This is a genomic window from Roseateles sp. (assembly GCF_047654805.1).
GTDB lineage: Bacteria > Pseudomonadota > Gammaproteobacteria > Burkholderiales > Burkholderiaceae_C > Pelomonas.
This window is the reverse complement of the sequence record NZ_JASGIV010000001.1, coordinates 5,028,623-5,048,049: the sequence shown is the minus strand read 5'-3', so window position 1 is coordinate 5,048,049 and position 19,427 is coordinate 5,028,623. Positions and strand designations below refer to the sequence as shown.

The 19,427-nt window shown below is 70.0% G+C and carries 22 protein-coding genes and 1 pseudogene; 9 read left to right on the top strand and 14 right to left on the bottom strand.

The genetic code is table 11. The features are described 5' to 3' along the window. Window positions 1-30: 30 nt before the first annotated feature. From QM732_RS22775 to QM732_RS22765, 3 genes are read right to left on the bottom strand one after another with little or no spacing between them, the layout of a single operon-like run. Window positions 31-729 carry a family 43 glycosylhydrolase gene (locus QM732_RS22775; RefSeq protein ID WP_415658368.1) on the bottom strand — a complete coding sequence of 233 codons (699 nt, stop codon included), beginning with the start codon at window positions 727-729 and terminating at the stop codon, window positions 31-33. A gap of 15 nt (window positions 730-744) precedes the next feature. After that, entirely contained in the window at window positions 745-1,053 is a 309-nt protein-coding gene (locus QM732_RS22770; RefSeq protein ID WP_415658367.1) for a hypothetical protein, read from the bottom strand. Further along, on the bottom strand, window positions 1,050-2,009 hold the full coding sequence (locus QM732_RS22765) for an alpha/beta hydrolase (RefSeq protein WP_415658366.1): 960 nt from the start codon (window positions 2,007-2,009) through the stop codon (window positions 1,050-1,052). The genes QM732_RS22770 and QM732_RS22765 overlap by 4 nt, the downstream gene beginning before the upstream one ends. Window positions 2,010-2,270: 261 nt before the next feature. Between QM732_RS22765 and QM732_RS22760 the strand changes: the two genes are divergently transcribed. From QM732_RS22760 to QM732_RS22750, 3 genes and pseudogenes are all read left to right on the top strand, one after another. Further along, complete coding sequence (locus QM732_RS22760; RefSeq protein ID WP_415658365.1) at window positions 2,271-2,888, top strand: mechanosensitive ion channel family protein; 618 nt, start codon at window positions 2,271-2,273, stop codon at window positions 2,886-2,888. A 70-nt stretch (window positions 2,889-2,958) separates the two neighbouring features. Continuing rightward, a pseudogene (locus QM732_RS22755) lies at window positions 2,959-3,402 on the top strand (GNAT family N-acetyltransferase); the annotation flags it as partial. A 441-nt stretch (window positions 3,403-3,843) separates the two neighbouring features. After that, the gene (locus QM732_RS22750) at window positions 3,844-4,374 is read left to right on the top strand and encodes a GNAT family N-acetyltransferase (RefSeq protein WP_415659430.1); all 531 of its coding nucleotides are present in this window, start codon (window positions 3,844-3,846) and stop codon (window positions 4,372-4,374) included. A gap of 4 nt (window positions 4,375-4,378) precedes the next feature. Here QM732_RS22750 and QM732_RS22745 read toward each other — a convergent pair whose 3' ends face one another. After that, window positions 4,379-5,155: a ThuA domain-containing protein gene (locus QM732_RS22745; RefSeq protein WP_415658364.1), complete on the bottom strand. Its 777-nt coding sequence runs from the start codon at window positions 5,153-5,155 to the stop codon at window positions 4,379-4,381. A gap of 47 nt (window positions 5,156-5,202) precedes the next feature. Then, entirely contained in the window at window positions 5,203-6,159 is a 957-nt protein-coding gene (locus tag QM732_RS22740; RefSeq protein ID WP_415658363.1) for a DMT family transporter, read from the bottom strand. Window positions 6,160-6,292: 133 nt separating this feature from the next. On the opposite strand from QM732_RS22740, the gene QM732_RS22735 reads away from it, so the two are divergent. Then, window positions 6,293-7,174 (top strand): LysR family transcriptional regulator, encoded by an 882-nt coding sequence (locus tag QM732_RS22735; RefSeq protein ID WP_415658362.1) that lies wholly within the window; start codon window positions 6,293-6,295, stop codon window positions 7,172-7,174. Between the two features lie 22 nt (window positions 7,175-7,196). Here QM732_RS22735 and QM732_RS22730 read toward each other — a convergent pair whose 3' ends face one another. The 5 genes from QM732_RS22730 to QM732_RS22710 form a co-directional block, all read right to left on the bottom strand. Beyond that, window positions 7,197-7,391 carry a hypothetical protein gene (locus QM732_RS22730; RefSeq protein ID WP_415658361.1) on the bottom strand — a complete coding sequence of 65 codons (195 nt, stop codon included), beginning with the start codon at window positions 7,389-7,391 and terminating at the stop codon, window positions 7,197-7,199. Between the two features lie 49 nt (window positions 7,392-7,440). Then, window positions 7,441-7,791 (bottom strand): PRC-barrel domain-containing protein, encoded by a 351-nt coding sequence (locus QM732_RS22725; protein WP_415658360.1) that lies wholly within the window; start codon window positions 7,789-7,791, stop codon window positions 7,441-7,443. A 168-nt stretch (window positions 7,792-7,959) separates the two neighbouring features. Then, window positions 7,960-8,598, bottom strand: coding sequence for a response regulator (locus tag QM732_RS22720; protein ID WP_415658359.1), 639 nt, complete (start codon window positions 8,596-8,598; stop codon window positions 7,960-7,962). Then, window positions 8,573-11,026: a PAS domain-containing protein gene (locus QM732_RS22715; protein ID WP_415658358.1), complete on the bottom strand. Its 2,454-nt coding sequence runs from the start codon at window positions 11,024-11,026 to the stop codon at window positions 8,573-8,575. Before QM732_RS22715 ends, QM732_RS22720 begins: the two co-directional genes overlap by 26 nt. Beyond that, the gene (locus QM732_RS22710; protein WP_415658357.1) at window positions 11,023-12,627 is read right to left on the bottom strand and encodes a methyl-accepting chemotaxis protein; all 1,605 of its coding nucleotides are present in this window, start codon (window positions 12,625-12,627) and stop codon (window positions 11,023-11,025) included. Before QM732_RS22710 ends, QM732_RS22715 begins: the two co-directional genes overlap by 4 nt. A 151-nt stretch (window positions 12,628-12,778) precedes the next feature. On the opposite strand from QM732_RS22710, the gene QM732_RS22705 reads away from it, so the two are divergent. Both QM732_RS22705 and QM732_RS22700 read left to right on the top strand, forming a co-directional pair. Continuing rightward, a complete protein-coding gene (locus QM732_RS22705; RefSeq protein ID WP_415658356.1) occupies window positions 12,779-13,174 on the top strand; it encodes a response regulator in 396 nt (131 codons plus the stop codon). A gap of 38 nt (window positions 13,175-13,212) precedes the next feature. Then, the gene (locus tag QM732_RS22700) at window positions 13,213-13,365 is read left to right on the top strand and encodes a hypothetical protein (protein ID WP_415658355.1); all 153 of its coding nucleotides are present in this window, start codon (window positions 13,213-13,215) and stop codon (window positions 13,363-13,365) included. Window positions 13,366-13,459: 94 nt separating this feature from the next. Here the strand turns inward: QM732_RS22700 and QM732_RS22695 are convergent, their stop codons facing one another. Together QM732_RS22695 and QM732_RS22690 are read right to left on the bottom strand one after the other, a co-directional pair. Then, window positions 13,460-13,951 carry an RNA polymerase sigma factor gene (locus QM732_RS22695; RefSeq protein WP_415658354.1) on the bottom strand — a complete coding sequence of 164 codons (492 nt, stop codon included), beginning with the start codon at window positions 13,949-13,951 and terminating at the stop codon, window positions 13,460-13,462. Window positions 13,952-13,956: 5 nt separating this feature from the next. Further along, on the bottom strand, window positions 13,957-14,769 hold the full coding sequence (locus tag QM732_RS22690; protein ID WP_415658353.1) for a hypothetical protein: 813 nt from the start codon (window positions 14,767-14,769) through the stop codon (window positions 13,957-13,959). A gap of 175 nt (window positions 14,770-14,944) precedes the next feature. Here QM732_RS22690 and QM732_RS22685 point away from each other — a divergent pair, with 175 nt between their 5' ends. Continuing rightward, window positions 14,945-15,181 (top strand): helix-turn-helix domain-containing protein, encoded by a 237-nt coding sequence (locus tag QM732_RS22685; protein ID WP_415658352.1) that lies wholly within the window; start codon window positions 14,945-14,947, stop codon window positions 15,179-15,181. A 231-nt stretch (window positions 15,182-15,412) separates the two neighbouring features. On the opposite strand, the gene ssb is transcribed toward QM732_RS22685, so the two are convergent. Together ssb and QM732_RS22675 are read right to left on the bottom strand one after the other, a co-directional pair. After that, window positions 15,413-15,928, bottom strand: coding sequence for a single-stranded DNA-binding protein (ssb, locus tag QM732_RS22680; protein ID WP_415658351.1), 516 nt, complete (start codon window positions 15,926-15,928; stop codon window positions 15,413-15,415). 164 nt (window positions 15,929-16,092) lie between these two features. Beyond that, entirely contained in the window at window positions 16,093-16,749 is a 657-nt protein-coding gene (locus QM732_RS22675; RefSeq protein ID WP_415658350.1) for a TetR/AcrR family transcriptional regulator, read from the bottom strand. Between the two features lie 178 nt (window positions 16,750-16,927). Here QM732_RS22675 and QM732_RS22670 point away from each other — a divergent pair, with 178 nt between their 5' ends. Both QM732_RS22670 and fabI read left to right on the top strand, forming a co-directional pair. Beyond that, window positions 16,928-18,655 (top strand): PHA/PHB synthase family protein, encoded by a 1,728-nt coding sequence (locus QM732_RS22670; RefSeq protein ID WP_415658349.1) that lies wholly within the window; start codon window positions 16,928-16,930, stop codon window positions 18,653-18,655. Then, window positions 18,655-19,425 (top strand): enoyl-ACP reductase FabI, encoded by a 771-nt coding sequence (fabI, locus tag QM732_RS22665; protein WP_415658348.1) that lies wholly within the window; start codon window positions 18,655-18,657, stop codon window positions 19,423-19,425. The genes QM732_RS22670 and fabI overlap by 1 nt, the downstream gene beginning before the upstream one ends. Window positions 19,426-19,427: the final 2 nt, after the last annotated feature.

The following is a 19,427-nucleotide window of genomic DNA, read 5'->3' as shown; positions in this document are numbered from 1 at the left end:
CGCGACTGAATGTCGGCTGAGGCTGTCTACTCAGCGCGGTGGCAGAGGCTGCGCGTCAAGGTCGAGATCGACCCTTTGTCCCACCAGCTCGAACCCGTCCGCACGCTCGCGCACGTCATACAGCTTCCCGCGTGCGTTCTTGAACGGCCGGTGCACGACCAGCATCCGGCTCCCATCCAGCGTTCGGAACAACATCCCGTGCCCGGACCCCTTGCCGAGCCACACGGGCAGGTGCTCCCACGGCCCGAACAGGTCGCCGGACCTGGAGCGGGACTGCGTCTGGAAGTAGCCGTCGTCGCCCCAACTGGACCACAGCATGTGCAGGCTGCCGTCAGCCGTGCGGTACAGCTGCGGGCCGTCGGTGACGATGATGCCCTCGCCTTGTTGCGGCTTGGCGGAAGGCGAGGCGTCGCCGCGGAACAGCTCGCGCGGCGTGCCGATGGCGCGCAGCTCGTCGTCCAGCGGCACGGCGGCGAAGGCGCCGACGCGCAGCTGCAGCCACTCGTGGGCGAACACCATCCATGGTTTGCCGGCCGGGTCCATGTAGAGCGTGCCGTCGAGCGTCATCAGCTCCCTGGATACGACCGGCTCGCCGTCGCGCACCAGCGTGAACGGGCCTCCCAGTTGATCGGCCACGGCCAGCACGGTGCTGCGTCGATAGGTGCGCTGGCCCGGCACGGGGCTGGGCTCGGCCAGCGGCAGGCTCTCGTTGTGGACGGTGACGAACAAGTACCAGCGCCCGCGCTAGCGGTGCACTTCGGGCGCCCAGCAGCCATCGTTGGCCCAGGTGCTGGCGGGAAGCTGGAACACCAGTTCCGGCCGGCTCCAGTGCTTGAGGTTGCGGCTGCGGTAGGCCATCACACCCAACGCCTTCTTGCCGCTGACCGCCGGGTTGTTCTTCGTGAACAGCCAGTAGGTCCTGCTGGTGGCGTCGGTCACGATGAAGGGGTCGTGCAGGTCCATGTCGGGCAGCGTCATCGTGTCCGCGGCCCGGGCCCAGGCGGGCAGCGCGCCGGCCAGGGCCGCGCCCGTCAACAGTTCGCGGCGTTTCATCGAGCCGCCTCCTTGGTCAGCAGGCCGCGCTGGCGCAACCAGTCCTCGGCGCGTCGCGGCCAGGCGGATGCATTGCCCAGGCCGTCCCGCATGCCGATGCCATGGCCACCCTGCTCGAACACGTACAGCTCGGCCGGAACGCCGGCACGCGTGAGCGCCTCGTAATAGAGGAGGCTGTTCTGCACCGGCACGGTCCTGTCGAGCTGCGTGTGCAACAGCAGCGTGGGTGGCGTGGCGGCCGTCACCTGCTGCTCCACGGACAGCTGCGTCAGCAGCGCCGGGCCGGGCGCTGCGCCCAGCAGGGCCTTGCGCGAGCCTGCGTGGGCGGCCGGGGCGGTCATCGTGATGACGGGGTAGACGAGGATGGCGAAATCGGGTCGAGCGCTGATGCTGTCCAGCGCCGCACCGGTGCGGCCGTCGGCGTGGTCGAACAAGGTGCTGGCGCTGGCGGCGAGGTGGCCGCCGGCGGAGCTGCCCATGACGCCGATGCGCTTCGGGTCCACGCCGAACTCAGCCGCGCGTGAGCGCACCAGGCGCAGCGCGCGCAACACGTCCTGCAGCGGTGCCGGATGGCCCCATTCCTGCAGCCGACTCTTCAGGATGAAGGTGGTGATTCCCAGCGTGCTCAGCCAGGCGGCGTACTGCTGGCCTTCTCGGGCGGCCGACAGGACGCTGTAGCCGCCGCCGGGGCACAGGATGATGGCGGTGCCGTTGGGTCGGTCCACGGCTGGCGGCACGACGGTCACCGTGGGCTGTGACACGTTGGCGATGCTGCCGTTGGCGTCCATCCGCTCGGCACCGATGTCGCCGCGAGCAGCCGCGGTGTCGGCACGCACGGCGCTTGGCACGCCTTCGGGCCAGAGCGGCAGTACGGCCGGCGCAGCCGCTGCGGGCAGGAACGCCGGCAGCAGGCCGGCCAGCGGCAACAGGGTCAACAGGCGGCGCGTCGGCTTCATGGCGGCGAGTGTGCCGGCGCCATGGCCTCGCGGGGACGCGCGACCTCAACCGCTCAACACGTTGACGAGACGGCGGGTCGCGGTGTCCGCAACGCGGTTGCTGGTTGATGCCGGCTTGCCAGGCGCGGGCGTGCGGGTAGCCGTCGTGCGGTATGGTTCCGCCGTGCGCCAGGCCACCGACCGGCAAGGCGGCGTCCTTCACGCCCCGTGAGCCCCTGCGGTGCTCCACGCCTCGCGGCTGCAATCCCCGCCCCCATGTCCATGAGAAAGCTCATCCAATCCCTGCACGACCGCTCGCCGGCCTGGGCCGACTGGCTCGATGTCCTGGTGCCGCTGGTGGAGGTCAGCCTCATCGGCCTGGCCGCGTGGCTGGTGATGCGGCTGGTGCACCTGCTGACCCGCCGCCTCACGCGAATCTATGCGCTGCCGGTCAGCGTGGCGGCACTGTTCTTGCGCGCCGTGGCCGTGCTGGTCTACGGCGGCGCGGCGCTGTGGGCGCTGGAGCGGCTGGGTGTATCAGGCGCGGTGCTCTGGACGGCCTTCACAGGTTTCGCCACGGTGGGGGCGGTGGCGTTCTTCGCTGCATGGAGCGTGTTGTCCAACCTCTTCTGTGCGTTGCTGATCTTCGTGACCCGCGCGTTCCGGGTCGGTGACGAGGTGGAGCTGCTTGAGGCCGGCGACAAGCCCGGTATGAAAGGGCGCGTGATGGACATCAACCTCGTCTACACGACGCTGCTCGAAAGCGGAGATGCCCAGAATGGCACCAGCCTGCAGCTGCCCAACAGCCTGTTCTTCCAGCGCGTGCTGCGGCGCTGGCATGGCGACGCGCAGTCGCCGGCCGCGCAGGGTGAGCTCGAGCGGCCGACCCTGCAGCGCTGACCGCCGCGACGGCATCGAGCCGCGCTTGTGCCCCACATGACTTTGCGCAACGGGCCGCGGGTTGCGCAGAATGAACCGTGCCCGTCGAGATGGGCCAATCCGCTTCGACGCCTGCTCCTTGCCCATGCCCGAACTGCGCCTCGTCTCCACCGACCAGATCGCCCCCGACGTCTTGCACGCAGCCTTCGGGCGCGCCTTTGCCGACTACGTTGCCGGCCCCTTTGTGCTGCCGCTGGCGCAGTGGCCCGGCTTCCTGCAGCGCCAGGGCATTGACCTGGCACTGGGCCGGGCCGTGCTGGATGGTGGGGAGGTGAGTGCCTTCGCCCTTGTGGCGCCGCGGCCAGGCCTGGCGCGCTGGCGCCTTGGCACCATGGGCGCGGTGCCCGAGGCGCGCGGCGGCGGCGCGGCGGTAAGGCTGTTGCAGGACTTCGTGCGGCGCGCCCGCGCTGCCGGGCTGGCAGCCGTGGAGCTGGAGGTGTTTGCGCAGAACGAGCGTGCCCTGAGGCTGTACCGCCGCAATGGCTTCGTGGAGCGCCATGCGTTGCAGGGCTGGCAGCGGGTGGCCGCGGACGCTGGCGGGGCACCCACCGCACCTGCGCCGGTCGTAGTAGGCGCCGACGATGCGCTGGCTTGGCTGCGGCAGGCCGAGCAACGCGTCGCGGATTTGCCGCTGCAGGTTGCGGCCGACGTCATTGCGACGCTGCCGGCGGGCTGGACGGCCTGGCGCCGCGGCAGCGCGCAGCTGGTGTTCAGCGGCGATGCCGCAGCTGGCCTGGTCGTGCGCTCGTTGATTGACCTCGATCCGGCCCAGCACGACGCCGAGGCCCTGCTGCACGCGCTGCTGGCGGACCACCCGGGCGCACACGTCAGCGTGCCAGCGTTGCAGCGACCCGACCTGGGCGGCGCAGCGCTGCGCCGCTGCGGCTTTGCGCTTGAGCCGCTGCACCAGTTCATCATGCGGCGAGATCTGGCTGGGCCGCTGATCCGCGACGAGACTGCGGCCGACCGGCCCGTCGTTGCGGCGCTGTTGGATGCGGCCTTCCGCGACCACCCGTTCAGTCGGCATGACGAGGCGCGGATCCTGCAGCGGCTTGGCGAGCGCGGCGCGCTGTCGCTGTCGCTGGTGGCGTGCGATCCGGCCAGCGGCGAGCCCATCGGCCACGTGGCGTTCTCGCCAGTGCGCATCGCCGGGCAGGACCTCGGCTGGCTGGGCCTGGGCCCGCTGGCCGTGCGGCCCGAGTGCCAGCGCCAGGGCGTGGGCCGCTTGCTGGTGCAGGCCGGCCTGGCGCGCCTGCGCGCCGCAGGGGCCGCGGGTTGCGTGCTGCTGGGCGACCCGGCCTACTACGCGCGCTTCGGCTTCCGCGCCGAGCCAGGCCTGGTGCTGCCCGGCGTGCCGGCCACGCACTTCCAGGCGCTGCGGCTTGATGCGGCGCGTGCGCTGCCGGCGGGCGCGGTCGGCTACGACGACGCCTTCAGCGCAGGCTGAGGGCTCAGGGCCCGGGCAGCCGCCCGCGGCCGGTGGCGGCCCACCACACGCCGCCCCACAGATGTTCCAGATAGCGTCCGTCGCGGTACGCATCGCCGTTGTGTCCCAGCGCCGTGACGAAAACACGGCCCTTCTCGTAGGCATGCCACCAGCTCACCGGATGGTCGGCGCCCATGCCCTTGGCAACCTGGCCAGGCCAGATCCTGGTGGGGTCGTAGCTGCGCTCGTCCACGGCCAGCACGGGGTTGATCTTCACGCCGTGCGGGTTGCTGAACTCGTACCACTCGTCCGACCAGATCCAGTGTTCCGGCAGGCCGAAGGCGGCTGGGTGGCTCGCGTCGACCTGGGTGACGGTGGCCGTCTGCAGCATGGGGTGGATGACGAAGCTGCGGCCCACGAGCTTTTCGTACCAGGGCCACAGGCCCGGCTTGCTGATGATGGCGCGGTGCACGACGACGGCGTTGCCGCCGGCCTTCATGTAGCGCTCCAGCCCCGCGCGCTGGGCCTCGTTGAATTCCTCGCCAGAGCTGTTCAGCAGCACCACGGCGGCGTACTTGCCGAGGTCGCCCTCGAAGGCCCAGGGCTGTGCCACCCAGGTCAGGTCGAACGAATGCAGCCGGGCCAGCTTCTCGAAGCTCTCGCGTGCCACCGGGATGTACTCGTAGTGGTACTTCGTGGGCATGGCCAGCACCAGCAGCTGGAATTGGCCATCGCCCGCCTGGGCGGGAGCGGCGGTCGCGACGGCCGCCGCCGTGGCCAGGGTCTGCAGCGTCTTCTTCATCGTGCCGCGGATTCTTGCAGCAACCCGGCCGCCCGGCTCTGTGTGGCTCAGCGCGGGCAGGGCGCGGCGCCGAGGCGTGTGCTGCCCGGACGCCGGGCGGCTGCGGTGCCAGGCGCCCACACCGTCAAGGCCAGGCCCAGGCCGACGAGGGCGGCACCCGCGATCTCGTTGGCGTGCGGCGCCTCGCCCAATGCTGCGTGCAGGGCGATGACCGACACGGGCACCATGTTCAGGAACAGCGTGCCCATGGGCGCACCCAGCCTGCGCACGCCGGCGTTGAAGGCCAGCGCTGCAGCCACGGTGGGTATCGCAGCGATGTAGGCCAGTTGCGGCGCCAGCTCCGCTAGCAGCCCGGGCTGGGGCGCGTCAATCAGGCCCGCCAGCGTAGCCCCCGCGGTGCCCAGCGCCAGCCAGGGCAGCGCGGCGACGGCGGTCAGTGCGGTGTACTCCAGCGGGCTGTGGTCGGGTAGCGTGGCGGCATTGCGGGTGTAGAGCACCCAGCCCAGCGTACCCGCCAGCGTGAGGGCGTCGCCCAGCAGCATGCGGCTGTTGACCACGCCAGCGTGGCCCAGCAGGTTGGCCACGGTGGCCACGCCGGCCAGCGCAAGCGCGGCGCCGGCCACTGCGCGCAGGGGTGGGCGCTGGCCGTCCAGCGCCCAGCGCAGGGCCAGCGTCGTGAAGGGCATGGTGGCCATGATCACCGAGCCGTGCGACGGCTGGGACAGCTTCAGCCCGTGGAAGACGAGGATGCTGAACAGGCCGTAGCCGCCCAGCCCGGCGAGGCTGTGGCGCAATGCGTGGCGTCGCAGCTTGGCCCAGGGCTGATCGCCCGCCAGCTGCACGAGCAGGGCCAGCAGCGCCGTGGCCAGCGTGTAGCGCACCAGGGTGAACCACGTCGGGTCCAGCTGGGCTGTGATGGGCTTGCCGATAAGGAACAGGCTGCCCCAGGCAACGGTTGCGAACAGAAGCGCCGCGATGGCGCCCGGCCGCGTGTGGGTGGTCATGGAGGATCCCCGGACGGATTCGGATGTCGCCACTTTGGTGCTCCCGCGCGAAACCATCCATTCGTTTCGGTGGACCGCCTCGTTCGGAAAATCCGCACCCCCCGCGTCGCGCTTGCTGCGCAGAATGCCGGGCATGGAGATCTACCAGCTCAAGACCTTCGTCGCCGTGGCGGCCGAGGGCAACCTGACGCGGGCCGCCGAGCGCGTGTTCACGAGCCCGCCGGCAGTCAGTGCCCAGCTCAAGGCGCTGGAGGATGAGTTCGGCGTGCGACTGTTCGAGCGCAGCGCGCGCGGCATGTCGCTCACACCGGCGGGCGAGCGGCTGCTGGCGGAGGCACGTCGCACGCTGGCCGCCGCCCAAGCCATGCAGGCTGCAGCCGCGCAGATCCGCGGCGAGGCGCGTGGCCAGGTGCGAATGGGCACGGTCAGCGACGCGGTGGCGCTGCGGCTGGGCGAGGTCTTCGTGCACCTGGCCGAGCATCATCCTCTGGTGCAGCTGCAACTGCAGCAGCTGGTGTCGCTGCGCGCCATCGCCGCCGTGCGCCGTGGCGAGCTGGATTGCGCCTGCGTGCTGCACGAGCATGCGGAGATCGAGGGCCTGGAGCTGCGGCGGCTGCAGGCCTGCGAGATCGTGCCCGTCGTGCCGCAGCGCCTGCTGCTGAACCATGGCCTGCCACCCGACCTGGCGGGCCTCGCGGCGTTGCCCTGGGTGACGACGCCCCCGGACTGCGGGCTGCGCGTCCACCAGGAGCGCCTGTTCGCCCAGGCCGGCATGACGCTGGAGGTGGGGCTGACGGCCGACACCGAGGTGGCTGTGCGCAGCATGGTGGCCGCGGGCATGGGCGCCGGCATGGTTCGCCGCGACCAGGCCCTGCTGCTGGAGGAGGCCGGCCAGGCACGGATATGGCCGGGCTGGGCTGCGTCGACATGGTTCTGCTGGATCAGCAGTCCGGCGGGCATGGCTGTGCCCGCCGTGGCGGCCGTGCGGGACGCGGTGGCCCAGACCTGGGTCTGACCGGCCGCCGCCCCCGGCCGGGTCAGCGGCCGCGCCGCGGCGTCAGCGTGTCCACGCCAGCGCCGGGGTCCTCTTCGCCGGCCACGGAGTCGTCGAAGACGCCGCTCTTCACGTCGCGCGCCGGCCGCTGCTTGGCGGGCGGCCGCTCAACGTCGACGGCCGGCGCCGAGGGGGCGGGCTCGGGAGGGATCGGTGGTGTGCGATGCGGTTTGGGCATGGCGCCCTCCTGGTCAAGTTTAAGCATGCCGCGGGGCGGCAGGCTGGGCTTACATCCACCACGTCGAGCCGTAGTAGTCATAGACCTTTCGGCCGTACTCGTCGTTGTAGGTGGGCGCCTCGTCCATCGGGTAGCGTGGCGCGCGCTCCAGCTGGGTCTTGTCGACGTTGACGACGTAGCCGTCCTTGGAGGTGTCGTAGTGAAGCTGGTCCCAGGGCAGGGGGTAGCGGTCGGTACCCATGCCGAGGAAGCCGCCGAACTCCAGTGCCGCGTAGCGGACCTGACCGGACTGCTTGTCGATGACGAGGTCGTCGATGGAACCGAGCTTGTCGCCGCTTGGGCTGTAGACCTTGGTGCCTTCGACCTTGGACGAGGAAATGGTGGGGCTGATGCTGGCCATGGTGGAACTCCTGAAGTTTGGACACGGGGCACGGGACGGCTGCGGGCCGCCTCGCCAGGTGCTGGGCACCATGGGTCCAATATGCGCGCGCCGGCCCGCCGGCACCGTCGGGCCGGGCGCCCAGGCGCTGTAGGAGCGGGCCGGCCGCGAATTGACGCGCGGCCCCGGTCAGCGGTCGTCGAGGCTGATCAGCCCTTCACGCAGGGCCCATTTCACGAGGCCCGTGATGTCGTTCAACCCCAGCTTCTTCATCAGCCGGCTGCGGTAGGTGTCCACGGACTTGGGGCTGAGGTGCAGGGCCTCGCCGATGGCGTTGCTCGTGGCGCCCTGGGCCACCATCAGCAGGATCTGGCGCTCGCGCGGCGAGAGTGCCTCCTCATCCGCGCCGCCGCTTTCGGTCAGCGCCGAAGCGGCGAACTCGGCTGCCTGCGGACTGAGGAAGCGCCCACCCACGGCCACGGTCTCCACGGCCTGCAGCACCTCGGAGCTGGCCGAGCCCTTGAGCAGATAGCCGCGGGCACCCAGGCGTAGCGCCTCCGCGACGTGGCGGGGCTGGTCGGACATGGTCAGCACGATGACGCGCAGCTGCATGCCGCGCTTGTGCAGTTCGGCCAGCAGCTCCAGACCCGAGCGCTGGCCCAGCCGCAGATCCAGCAGCACGACGTCGGGCTGCAGCCGGCCGAGGTCGGCCAGCGCCGGTGTGGGTCCAGCGGCTTCGCCGATCACCTCATGGCCTGCGGCCTCAAGCACGACGCGCAGGCCGTCGCGCATGATGGCGTGGTCATCGATCAGGTAGATGCGACTCATCGTCGTGGAGGTCCTCCCAGGTCAGTTCCACGATGGTGCCATGGCCCGGCGAGGCGTCGATGTGCAGGTGCGCGTCTATGGCCAGGGCCCGCTCGCGCATGCCGACCAGGCCGAGGTGGCCAGGTCGGCCGGCACGCGCCTCGGGCGCGAGGCCGCGACCGTCGTCGCTGACACCCAGCGCCAGGTGGCGCCCGTCGCCATCCAGGCGCACGACGATGGTCCGCGCGCCGGCATGGCGCAGCGCGTTCAGCAGCGCCTCGCGGGCGATCATGAAGACGGCGTACTCGACGTCGGCCGGCCAGCGCTGCAGTTGTGCCGGCTGGCTGGCCTGCAGCTCGACGCGGGCCTCGTCGTCGGTGCCGTGGTGTTGCCGGATCTCGTTGTCGATGGCGGCGACGAGGCCCAGCTCATCCAGCAGCGGCGGGCGCAGCTCGGCCAGCACGCCGCGGACCTGGCGATTGGCCAGCGCGACGAGGGTGGTGATGCGCTCATCCATGCGGACGCGCTGCTCGGTACCGGCACCGCGCCAAGCCTCCCAGTGCAAGCGCAGCGCGGCCAGCGTCTGGCCCAGTTCGTCGTGCAGGGCCTGGGCGAGCTTGCGGCTGGTCTGCTTCTCCTGCTCCAGGAGGCGGCGGTTGAGTTGAGTGAGCTCGTCGCGTGCCGTCTCGATGACCTGCGCCTGGGCGGCGCGCTCGCTGACGTCACGCAGGATGAGGCCGAACTGCGTCGTGTCCTGCGCCGTACCGAGGCGGTAGACCGAGCCCTCGAAACGGCGCTGGCGACCGCCCGTGCGGGCCTGCAGCGCCAGCTCGCAGCTGCCTTTGACGCGGGCACAGCGAAGTCCGGCGGCGGGCTCGACACCGGGCAGCAGCGCGTCCAGCGTCTGGCCCAGGGCCAGCTCCGGTGGGTGGCCGGTAAGGGCCTCGGCGCCGCGGCTCCACTCCAATACGCGGCCGTCCGCGTCCAGCGTCGCGAGCAAGGTATCCAGGGCCGCGTCGGCCAGCGCGCGCAGCCGGTCGGCCATGGCGTGAGCATGCGCTCGTGCGCTGTGTTCGGGGCGGATGTCGTACACGACGGACAGGGCACCCACCCGACGGCCCTGGACGTCGAACATGGGCACGAGGTGGCATTGCACTGCCACGGTCTCGCCGCCGGGCGTCTGCGCCTGCAGCCGCTGCACGAACTCGCCGGGCCGGTCACCGAGCTGCCGGTGCAGCTGCGCCAGCCCCTCGCGCCCGGCCGGGCCGACCAGGGCCTCGCCGACCAGGGCCTCGCCGACCAGGCCGCCGCGCGTGCTCTCGGTCGTCCAGCCCAGCAGCCGCGTGTAGGCCCGGTTGACGTACTCGCAGCGGTAGTGGCGGTCGGCCAGCGCGATGGCGACGGGCAGGTGATCGATGGCGCGGCGCAGGTCGCCGGCGTCCTGCGCCAGCCAGCCCAGCAGACGTTCGGCCGGCGTGGGTTGGACCCGTTGCGCGACCAAGGCCTGCACGCGCGCGGCAAGGCTGGCCTGGTCGCCATCATGACGATCCAGCACGGCGCCGAAAACGGGGTCCCAGGGCATCAGCAGGCGACGTGAGGCCCAGGCGCCCACACCGGCCAGCAGCAGGGCGGCGCCGCTGCCAAGCACCAGCATGGACAGGCTCAATGCGTGCAGCGGCGCCAGCGCGGCCTCTTCGCTTTGCAGCACGACGGCCTCCCAGGGTGGCAGCGCCGTGTCGCGCGACAGGCCCTGCAGCGCGGAGCGCGCCAGCAGCCAGCGCTGTCCGTCGCCGGCTTGCCAGACGCGCGGCGGGCCGTTGTCGTCCGGCATTCCTTCGGGCACCACCATGCCGGGGACGACACCGCGCGATCCGCTCAGCACCAGGCCTTGCAGGCCGGCGTCGCGCGCCTGTTCGGGCGACCCGAGGTTCAGCTCCAGCTGCTCGCGCACCCAGTGCAGACCGAGGTGGGCGGCGACGACGCCGACGACGTCGCCGGTCTCGTTGCGCACCGGCTCGCCGATGGCGATGTATTCATGGACGCCGCCGGATGGCCTGGCCGGCGGCGCGGGGGCCGCGGAGCGCCCTTCCAGCCGGCCGTGGCTGGCGGCAAGTGCCTGGCCACCAGGGCCGGCGAGGCCGGCCCAGACGAAGCGCGGCGAACGCTCGACGACATGGTCCAGCTCCGCCTGCATGCGCGCCGATGGTGCGCCTGGCTGCATCAGCGGTGAGCGCGCCAGCTGCCGCACCTGCACGACGGCGTCGCGCAGCGACATCTGCAACTGCAGCGCCAGCAGATCGGCGCGCTGCTGGTGGCTGGCCAGCGCGCGGCGCGTCAGCTCCTCGCCGAGCAGGCGGTGGCCGCAGGCCAGCATGACCACCGTCAGCGTCGCCACCGCCAGCGCGGGCAGCAGCGCGAAGCGCCAGGCCAGCCGGGCGGCGGGGGTCATGCCGTCACGGCGGCGCCACTGTTCAGCCTGAACACCCGCACCGACTGCGTCACGAGCTCGGCGCGGTGGGCCAGCGACATCGCTGACGCCGACAGCTGCTCGACCAGGGCCGAGTTCTGCTGCGTGAAGCCGTCGATGCTGGACACATTGCCGTTGAGCTCGCTGATGCCGCCGCTTTGCTGCTGCACGGCGACACTGATGCGGCCGATAAGCTCGTTCATGCGGTCCACCGCGGTCTCGGCCTCCTTGGCCGAGCGGCCGGTGTCGGCCACGATGCGCGCGCCCTCCTCGACGCGGCTGCGCGAGTCTTCGGCCAGTTTCTTGATCTCCTGCGCGGCTTCGCGGGTGCGGCCCGCCAGCACACGCACCTCGGACGCCACCACCGCGAAGCCGCGGCCCGTCTCGCCCGCCCGGGCTGCCTCGACGGCCGCGTTCAGCGCCAGGATGTTGGTCTGGAAGGAGATGCCGTCGATGACGGCGACGATCTCGTTGATGCGCGTCGTCGCTTCGCGCACGGCGTCCATGCGCTGGCTGGCGGCCACGCTGGTGCTGCCGGTGTGGCGCGCGGCGGCGGCCGTGTCGCGGGCCAGCTCGCTGGCCTGCGAAGCGCCGTCGGCCGTGTGCTTGACGGTGGCGGCCACCTCTTCCAGGGCTGTGGCGGCCTGCTGCAGGTTGCCGGCCTGCTGTTCCGTGCGCCGGCCCAGATCCTCGCCGCCCGCGGCGATCTCGGAGCAGGCGAGGTTGACGCCGTCCACTTCGCGCCGCACGTCGCCGATGACGGCCTGCAGGTTGACCTTGAGCTGGGCAAGCGCGCGCAGCAGCCGACCCTCGGCGCCGCTTCTGCGGGCCTGCAGGTCCTGCGTCAGGTCGCCCGAGGCCAGGCGCTCGGCCGCCAGCGTGGCTTCGGCGAGGGCGCGGTCGTTGCGCGTGCGCAGCCAGGCCAGCAGCGGCAGCATGGTGAATACGGCGCCGCCGAGCGCGGCGACGTCCGGGCGCAGGCCGAGCGCACTAACGGCCGCCATGGCCACGGCACCCGCCGCCGTGCCCGCGGCGAGCATGGCGCCGCCTTCCTGCCACAGCGCGGCGCGGCTGGCCAGCCGGCCCCTGACGCCGGCCCAGCCGGCGCGCTGCAGCGCGCCCTTGTGCAGACGCGTCGGCAGCCTGGGGGCCTTGCCGCCGCCAGCGGCGCGGTACTCCTGACGCATCTGGGCATACAAGGCCTCCGCGCCGCGGATCTCCTCGCGGCCGGGCTTGGTGCGCACCGACATGAAGCCGCAGATGCCACGGGCATCGCGTACCGGCGTGACATTGGCCCGCACCCAGTAGAAGTCGCCGTTCTTGCGGCGGTTCTTGACCAGCGCCGTCCACGGCTCGCCGGCCTTCAGCGTGGCCCACATGTCGCGGAAGGCCTCAGCCGGCATGTCCGGGTGACGGATCAGGTTGTGCGGCTGGCCAAGCAGTTCGTCTCGATCGAAGCCGCTGGCGGCGATGAAGGCCGGATTGCAGTAGGTGATGCGGCTTTGCAGGTCGGTGGTCGACACCAGCGGCGTGTCGGCGCTGATCTCGTATTCCTGCTGGGTCACCGGTCCGTTGTCGCGCATGGTTGTCTTTCTTGTCGTCGGGGCATGGCGGCACTGTCCGACAAGACATGTAACGGCGGTGTAGGGGATTCTTGTGTGGTGCTGTCGGGGATGCGGGAAACCCCTCATCACCCTCTCGCACGGGTGACCCGGGGCGCACAAGATGAGCGCCATGCCCATGGTTCACCTCTCCGACAGCGCTGCCGCACCCCTCGTCCTGCTGGCGGGCGAAGCCTCGGAGGGCGCCGCCGAGTTGCTGCGCGAGGCTGGCTGCCGCGTGCGCACGGCGGCCTCGCCCGCTGCGCTGCTGCGCCTGGCCGGCAGTGCGCCCGCGCCGCAGCTCATCCTGCTGGGCGAGACGGTGGCCGACCAGCCCGGCCTCAGCCTGCTGAGCAGGTTGCGCGACGAGGCGGCCACGCGCGCCATTCCCGTCCTCTTCGTCGCCGGCGGCGACGAGGAACTGGCCCTGGCCCTGGGCGCGTCGGACTGCCTCAGCCTGCCGTTGCGTCCGCTGGTGTTGCTGGCACGCGTGCAGACCCAGCTGCGTCTGGGCGAATTGCGCGACTGAGGCCGGCTTCGGGTCGGTCCGCGAACGGGCTGGGCGGCATGGACTCCCGAACACTGTGGCGGGTGGCGGCGGCGCTGATGGTGTTGTCCTCGCTGGCGGCCTGCCGCAAGGAAGTACCGCTGCCACCGCTGCCAGCACCCGACAAGGAGCCCAAGCCGGTCACCCAGGCAGCTCCGCCCGCTTCTCCGTGATCAGAAAGAGAGGGTGGCCTCGGCGGCACTGTCTTCCTCTCGGGCGCTGCCCTCGTTCTATGGGCTGGGCCGTCATCGCCCCCAGGCGGATGACTCATGGATACCAGCCGTGCATCCAACCCGCCATCCTGAAGATGGCCTTCGACACCTGGTGGTGAACGGTGCTGGTGTTCAGGCCATGCCTCGCCGCGATCTCGTCATAGGTCAGACCTTCCAGGTGGTATTCGAGGACCATCTGCCGGGTCCGGTCGCTGAGCCGCCCCAGGCACACATCCATGCGCCGCAAGCATTCCCGCCCCAGCACCCCGGCTTCGATGTCCGGCTGGGGATCGACGAGTTCCACGTCTTCCGGCTGAACCTCGTCGCCTCTGCTCCTCCTTGCCCGATGGGCATCTATGGAGAGATTGAAGGCCGTGGTCATGAAAAGGGCCTCTGGGTTCTCGACGTGGTGCTCTTTGGAAAAGCGTCGGAGACGGAGGTAGGCGTCCTGCATCAGGTCGTCCGCGTCCTGCGCTGACTGGCCGCGCCGCAGCAGCATGGCCTTCGTGCTCTGGAACATCCTTCGCCAGTCGATGTCCACGGCCATGCACTTCAGGCCAACGCACGTGCAGCCACGGCACCGCCAGGCACCGCGACGAGGCGGCCGGACTGTGTTTTGAATGCTGCAAGCGCCACGTCACCGGCCTCCGGCTGAAGGTGCTGTTCGGCGCGCATGAGTTTGCCGACGACGAAGTCGAAGGCCTCCGCCGAATCCGCAAACGAACCACGTCGCTGGATTGCCCTCAGCAGACGCTCCTGGATGCCCAGGGCTGCCCGATCGGCAGCTTGCGCCAGGCGCGGATACGGCTCGGGCAGGGCCAGCAACGGCTCATGCCGTGCGACGACTTTGTCCCATTCCTCCAGGACTTCCGGGTACCTTTGGCGCAGATCAGCGCCGGAGCCCTGGTGCAAGGAAGCAGTCCCCTGCACTGCGTCGGTATGCCCGGCGGCATTGCGGAGCATGCTTGACATGGCCGCACGGTGCCTGGGCTTCACCGCATCGATGGCGGCGGCAAACCCCTGCTCGAGCGACGGGTACAGCGCGGCATTCCGGAAGGTCGCCAGGAATGCCGGCTCGGCGTCGGCAAGGTTTCCCAAGCCGCAGCGAATGAACTCGACCCCCCGGAGATGAAGATCACCGAACACCGTGGTCGGCAGTCCGGCCTCTGCATTCAGCCTCCACGCACCCAACAGTTCGCACTCGCCCTTGATCAGCGAACCAAGCGCCCAGCAAATCGTTCCGTGCGCGGTCTGGGTTCTGAGTGGCAGCTTCGACAAGGTGCTGAACACGACAACAGCGTATCGCCGGCAACGGGGGAGGCTCAGCCATCTGTCGCGCCGCACCTTCGCGTCAAGAATCTTCATAGCGCTGTCCTCCGCTTGGATCACAAGTGGGTACCCGACCACGCGATGGGTGCCGTTGTTCAACACGCGCAACCCAAGCAAATCGCGGTCAAATGAGATTTATAGACAGTATATGTTTAAGCAGTAGATTTGTGTGCTGTAGATTTTTAGAGTGAAGCCGTAGACGCTCCGGTTCATGAAAAAACCGGAATCCGTGAGGGCGATCCTTGCGGCGAACGTACGGACCTTGAGGCTGTCGCTGGGGGTGTCCCAGGAAAAGCTTGGAGCGATGGCCGGACTGCATCGCACGTACATCAGCCAGCTCGAGCGGGAGAAGCTGAACGTCACCTTGGATACGCTGGAACTGCTTGCAGCCGTGTTCAGCGTTCGCGTGGCTGAGTTGCTTGACGAGCGTGGGCGCAGTGCAGGCTAGATCAATCCTGAGCAGGGGATGAGCCTCAAGTCAGCATTTCGCCGCGATAGCAGTGGGTGCCGCTGGCCGCGTCGCAACTTGTCCGCCAAGCACGGCGAAAAGCTTTGCTGTGGGTAGCAAAGAAGCCCGCTCTCCCCACTACCAAACAAGGAAAGCGATGCAAGCAACGAAAAAGGCCCGCAGCTATTGGGCTGCGGGCCTGATGTTGACGACGACTACGTAGCTGTTTTCTTAGAACGGGATGTCGTCGTCCATGTCGTCGAAGCCGGTCGACGCCTTGGGCGCCGGGGCCGGTGCGCGCTGGGGCGCCGGGCGCGGCGCAGCTGCGGCTGGGCGGGCTGCCGGGCGGCCACCACCCATGTCGTCGCCACCGCGGCTGTACCCACCGCCGCCACCGCCTTCATCGCCACCGTCACGGCTGCCGAGCAGCTGCATCTGGTCGGCAATGATTTCGGTCGTGTAGGTGTCGCGGCCTTCCTTGTCCTGCCACTTGCGGGTCTTCAGGCGGCCTTCGATGTAGACCGGGCGGCCCTTCTTCAGGTACTCACCGGCGATCTCGGCCAGGCGGTCGTTGAAAACGACGCGGTGCCATTCGGTTTCCTCCTGGCGCTCGCCGGTCTCGCGGTTCTTCCAGTTGCGGGTCGTGGCCAGGCTGATCGTGCACCAGGCGCCGCCGTTGGGGTTGTAGCGGACCTCGGGGTCGCGGCCGAGGTTGCCAATGAGGATGACTTTGTTGACGCTGGCCATAACGCTCGTCCGAAAGGTTCAGGGGGAATGATGTTGTCTAGGGGGTCATGGCCGGATGCTGTCCCCGCCTTCCAGGCGGAGTTGGTCCGGCCGTCCCGCCGAGCGCTTGCTATTCCCGAAAGCATACTGCATGCGTCCCGCCGCCCCCCGGGGCCGGCCTGAGCTCAACGTTGGGTCAGCAACTCGCGCAGTAGCGCGATGTGCTCACGCCGCCGCTTGGCCAGTTGATGCGGGGTCCAGGGGCCTTGCACCATCATGTCGAGCATCGCATGCACAGCCGGCGAGATCAACAGGTGCGGTGCCTTCGCCAGCATGCTGTCCCTCAGCGTGCCCTGCTCCACGCCGCGCCGGACCAGGCGTTGCACCTCGTCAATGTACGGCGCGACGACGGTCGCCCGCCAGCGCTCCACCATCTGCGGCATGTGGGCGCCATCGGTCAGCAGCAGGCGTAGCGTGCGCAGCGGATAGCGCTCTGCGAACAAGGCATACATGGGTGCGATGACCTGTTCGGCCAGGACGTCCACCGTCACTGGGGCGCCGGCCGGCAGTGGCCGGGGCTGATGTTCCCCCGGCGCGAGCATGCGCGTCAGCAAGGCCTCGAAGATCTCCTCCTTGCTGCGGAAATGCGTGTAGATGCCGCCCTTGGACAGCTGCGCGGCGGCGCCGATGTCATCGATGCGCGCTGACGCATAGCCCTTGTCCGAGAACACCTGCAGTGCGGCGTCCAGGATCTGCTCGACGCGCATGGCGGCCGGCAGCCGGCGGCGCGGCGCGCGGGCTGCCGGCCGCTGTCCGGGGTTGTCTCGTGCTGTTGTTGTCATATGGGACTGGCAAGGTGCTGACGCACGCGAAGCAGGCTCCGGGGCGTGCCGTGGATTGTGATTCGTTCGCGGCGCTTAAAAACCGGCCAGTCGGTTTTATCGGCATCCGTTGACTTCGATCAAGCCGGCCCGTCCCGTGGTCTCCTAGATTGAAAAGCCCGACGAGGACCACGCATCCATGACCGCCACGCCACCGCCTTCTGCCACTGCCACCCTGGACACGCTGACGCATGCCGCGCTGGCCCGCATGACCGGCTCGCTGTCGCCGGCCTCCCTGCTGCTGGCCTGGCAGGACTGGAGCGCTCACCTGGCCACCTCGCCTGGCAAGCAGATGGAGCTGGCGCAGTTGGCCCAGCAGCAGGCGCTGGCGGCCTTCTTCCAGCAGCGTCTGCTGGCCGGGGCGCAGCGCGCCGAGGTCGAGCCGCCGGCGCTGGATCGGCGCTTCGCCGCGCCGGCCTGGCGCGAGGGACCATTCAACCTGTGGCACCAGTCGTTCCTGCTGACGCAACAGTGGTGGGACGCCGCCACCCAGGGTGTGGTGGGCGTCGAGTCGCACCACCAGAAGCTGGTGAACTTCTGGGCACGCCAGTGGCTGGACATGTTCTCGCCCGGCAACCAGCTGGCGACCAATCCTGTGGTGCTGAGACAGACGCTGGACGAGGCCGGCCGCAACCTCGTGCGAGGCGCGCAGTACCTGGCCGACGACCTGCAGCGCCTGGCCACACACGCGCCGCCGCAGGGTAGCGAGGCCTTCCGCCCGGGTCACGAGGTGGCCGTCACGCCAGGTCAGGTGGTGCTGCGCAATCGCGTCATGGAGCTGATCCAGTACGCGCCGACGACCGGCACCGTGCACCCCGAGCCGGTGCTGCTGGTGCCGGCCTGGATCATGAAGTACTACATCCTGGACCTGTCGCCGCATAACTCGCTGGTCAAGTACCTGGTGGACCAGGGCCACACGGTGTTCTGCATCTCCTGGAAGAACCCGGGCGAAGCCGAGCGCGACCTGGGCATGGACGACTACCTGAGTGACGGCTTCTTTGCCGCGCTGGACGCCATCAACGCCATCGTGCCCAAGCGGCAGGTGCACGCCGCCGGCTACTGCCTGGGCGGCACGCTGCTGGCCATCGCCGCGGCCGCGATGGCGCGCGACGGCGACACCCGTCTGGCCAGCACCACCTTCTTCGCCGCGCAGACCGACTTCAGCGAGCCCGGCGAGCTGGGCCTGTTCATCGACGAGAGCCAGGTCAGCCTGCTGGAGGCACAGATGGCGCAGACCGGCTATCTGAAGGCCAGCCAGATGGCTGGCGCCTTCCAGATGCTGCGCTCCTATGACCTGCTGTGGTCCCGGCTGGTCAACGAGTATCTGCTGGGCGAACGCGGCGCCAGCAACGACCTGATGGCCTGGAACGCCGACGCCACGCGCATGCCGGCCCGGATGCACAGCCAGTACCTGCGCCGGCTGTTCCTGAACGACGACCTCAGCGAGGGCCGCTACCCGGTGAACGGTCACCCTGTTTCGCTGGGCAGCCTGACACTGCCAACCTTAATGGTCGGCACCACGACCGACCATGTCGCGCCCTGGCGTTCGGTGCACAAGCTGCACTACCTCAGCCCGGCCGAGATCACATTCGTGCTGACCAGCGGTGGCCACAACGCCGGTATCGTCAACCCGCCCGCGCCCGACTCGCGGCGTCGCTACCAGCTGCTGACGCGCCCGGCCGGCGGGGCCTATCTGGCGCCTGACGAATGGCTGGCCGCCGCGCCCACGCAAGCCGGTTCCTGGTGGCCGGCCTGGCAGCAATGGCTGGCCGCGCGTTCGGGCGCGCCGGTGAAGCCGCCGCGCGTGGGCCACGCCCGCTACAGGCCGCTGGACGCAGCGCCGGGCCGCTTCGTGCTGGAGGCGTGATGGACAAGTCGAGTCTGCAAGGCAAGAAGGGTCTGGTCGTCGGGATCGCCAACGACAAGAGCATCGCCTGGGGCTGCGCGCGTGCCTTCCGCGAAGCCGGCGCCGAGCTGGCGCTGACCTGGTTCAACGACAAGGCCCGCCCACACGTCGAGCCGCTGGCGCAGCAACTGCAGGCAGACATCGCGCTGCCGCTGGACGTGGAGCAGCCCGGCCAGCTGGAGGCCGTGTTTGATGCCATAGCGCAGCGCTGGGGCCGGCTGGACTTCCTGCTGCATTCCATCGCCTTCGCACCCAAGAGCGACCTGCACGGCCGCGTGGCCGACAGCTCGCGCGAGGGTTTCGCCCGTGCGATGGACATCTCATGCCACTCTTTCGCGCGCATGGCGCGCCTGGCCGAGCCGCTGATGAGCCATGGCGGCAGCCTGATGACCATGAGCTATGTCGGCGCCGAGGAGGTCATCCCCGACTACGGCCTGATGGGCCCGGTCAAGGCCGCGCTGGAGGCCAGCACGCGCTATCTGGCGGCCGAGCTAGGCCCCAGGGGCATACGCGTCAACGCGGTCTCACCCGGGCCGCTGGCCACGCGCGCGGCCTCCGGCATCCCCAACTTCGATGCGCTGATGGCCGATGCGGTGCGCCGCGCGCCGCTGCGCCGGCTGGTCGAGCTCGACGAGGTCGGCGCGCTGTGTACCTTCCTCGCGGGCGATGGCGCCCGTGCCATCACGGGTTCGACGCTCTACGTCGATGCCGGCTACCACGTGCTCGGATGAGC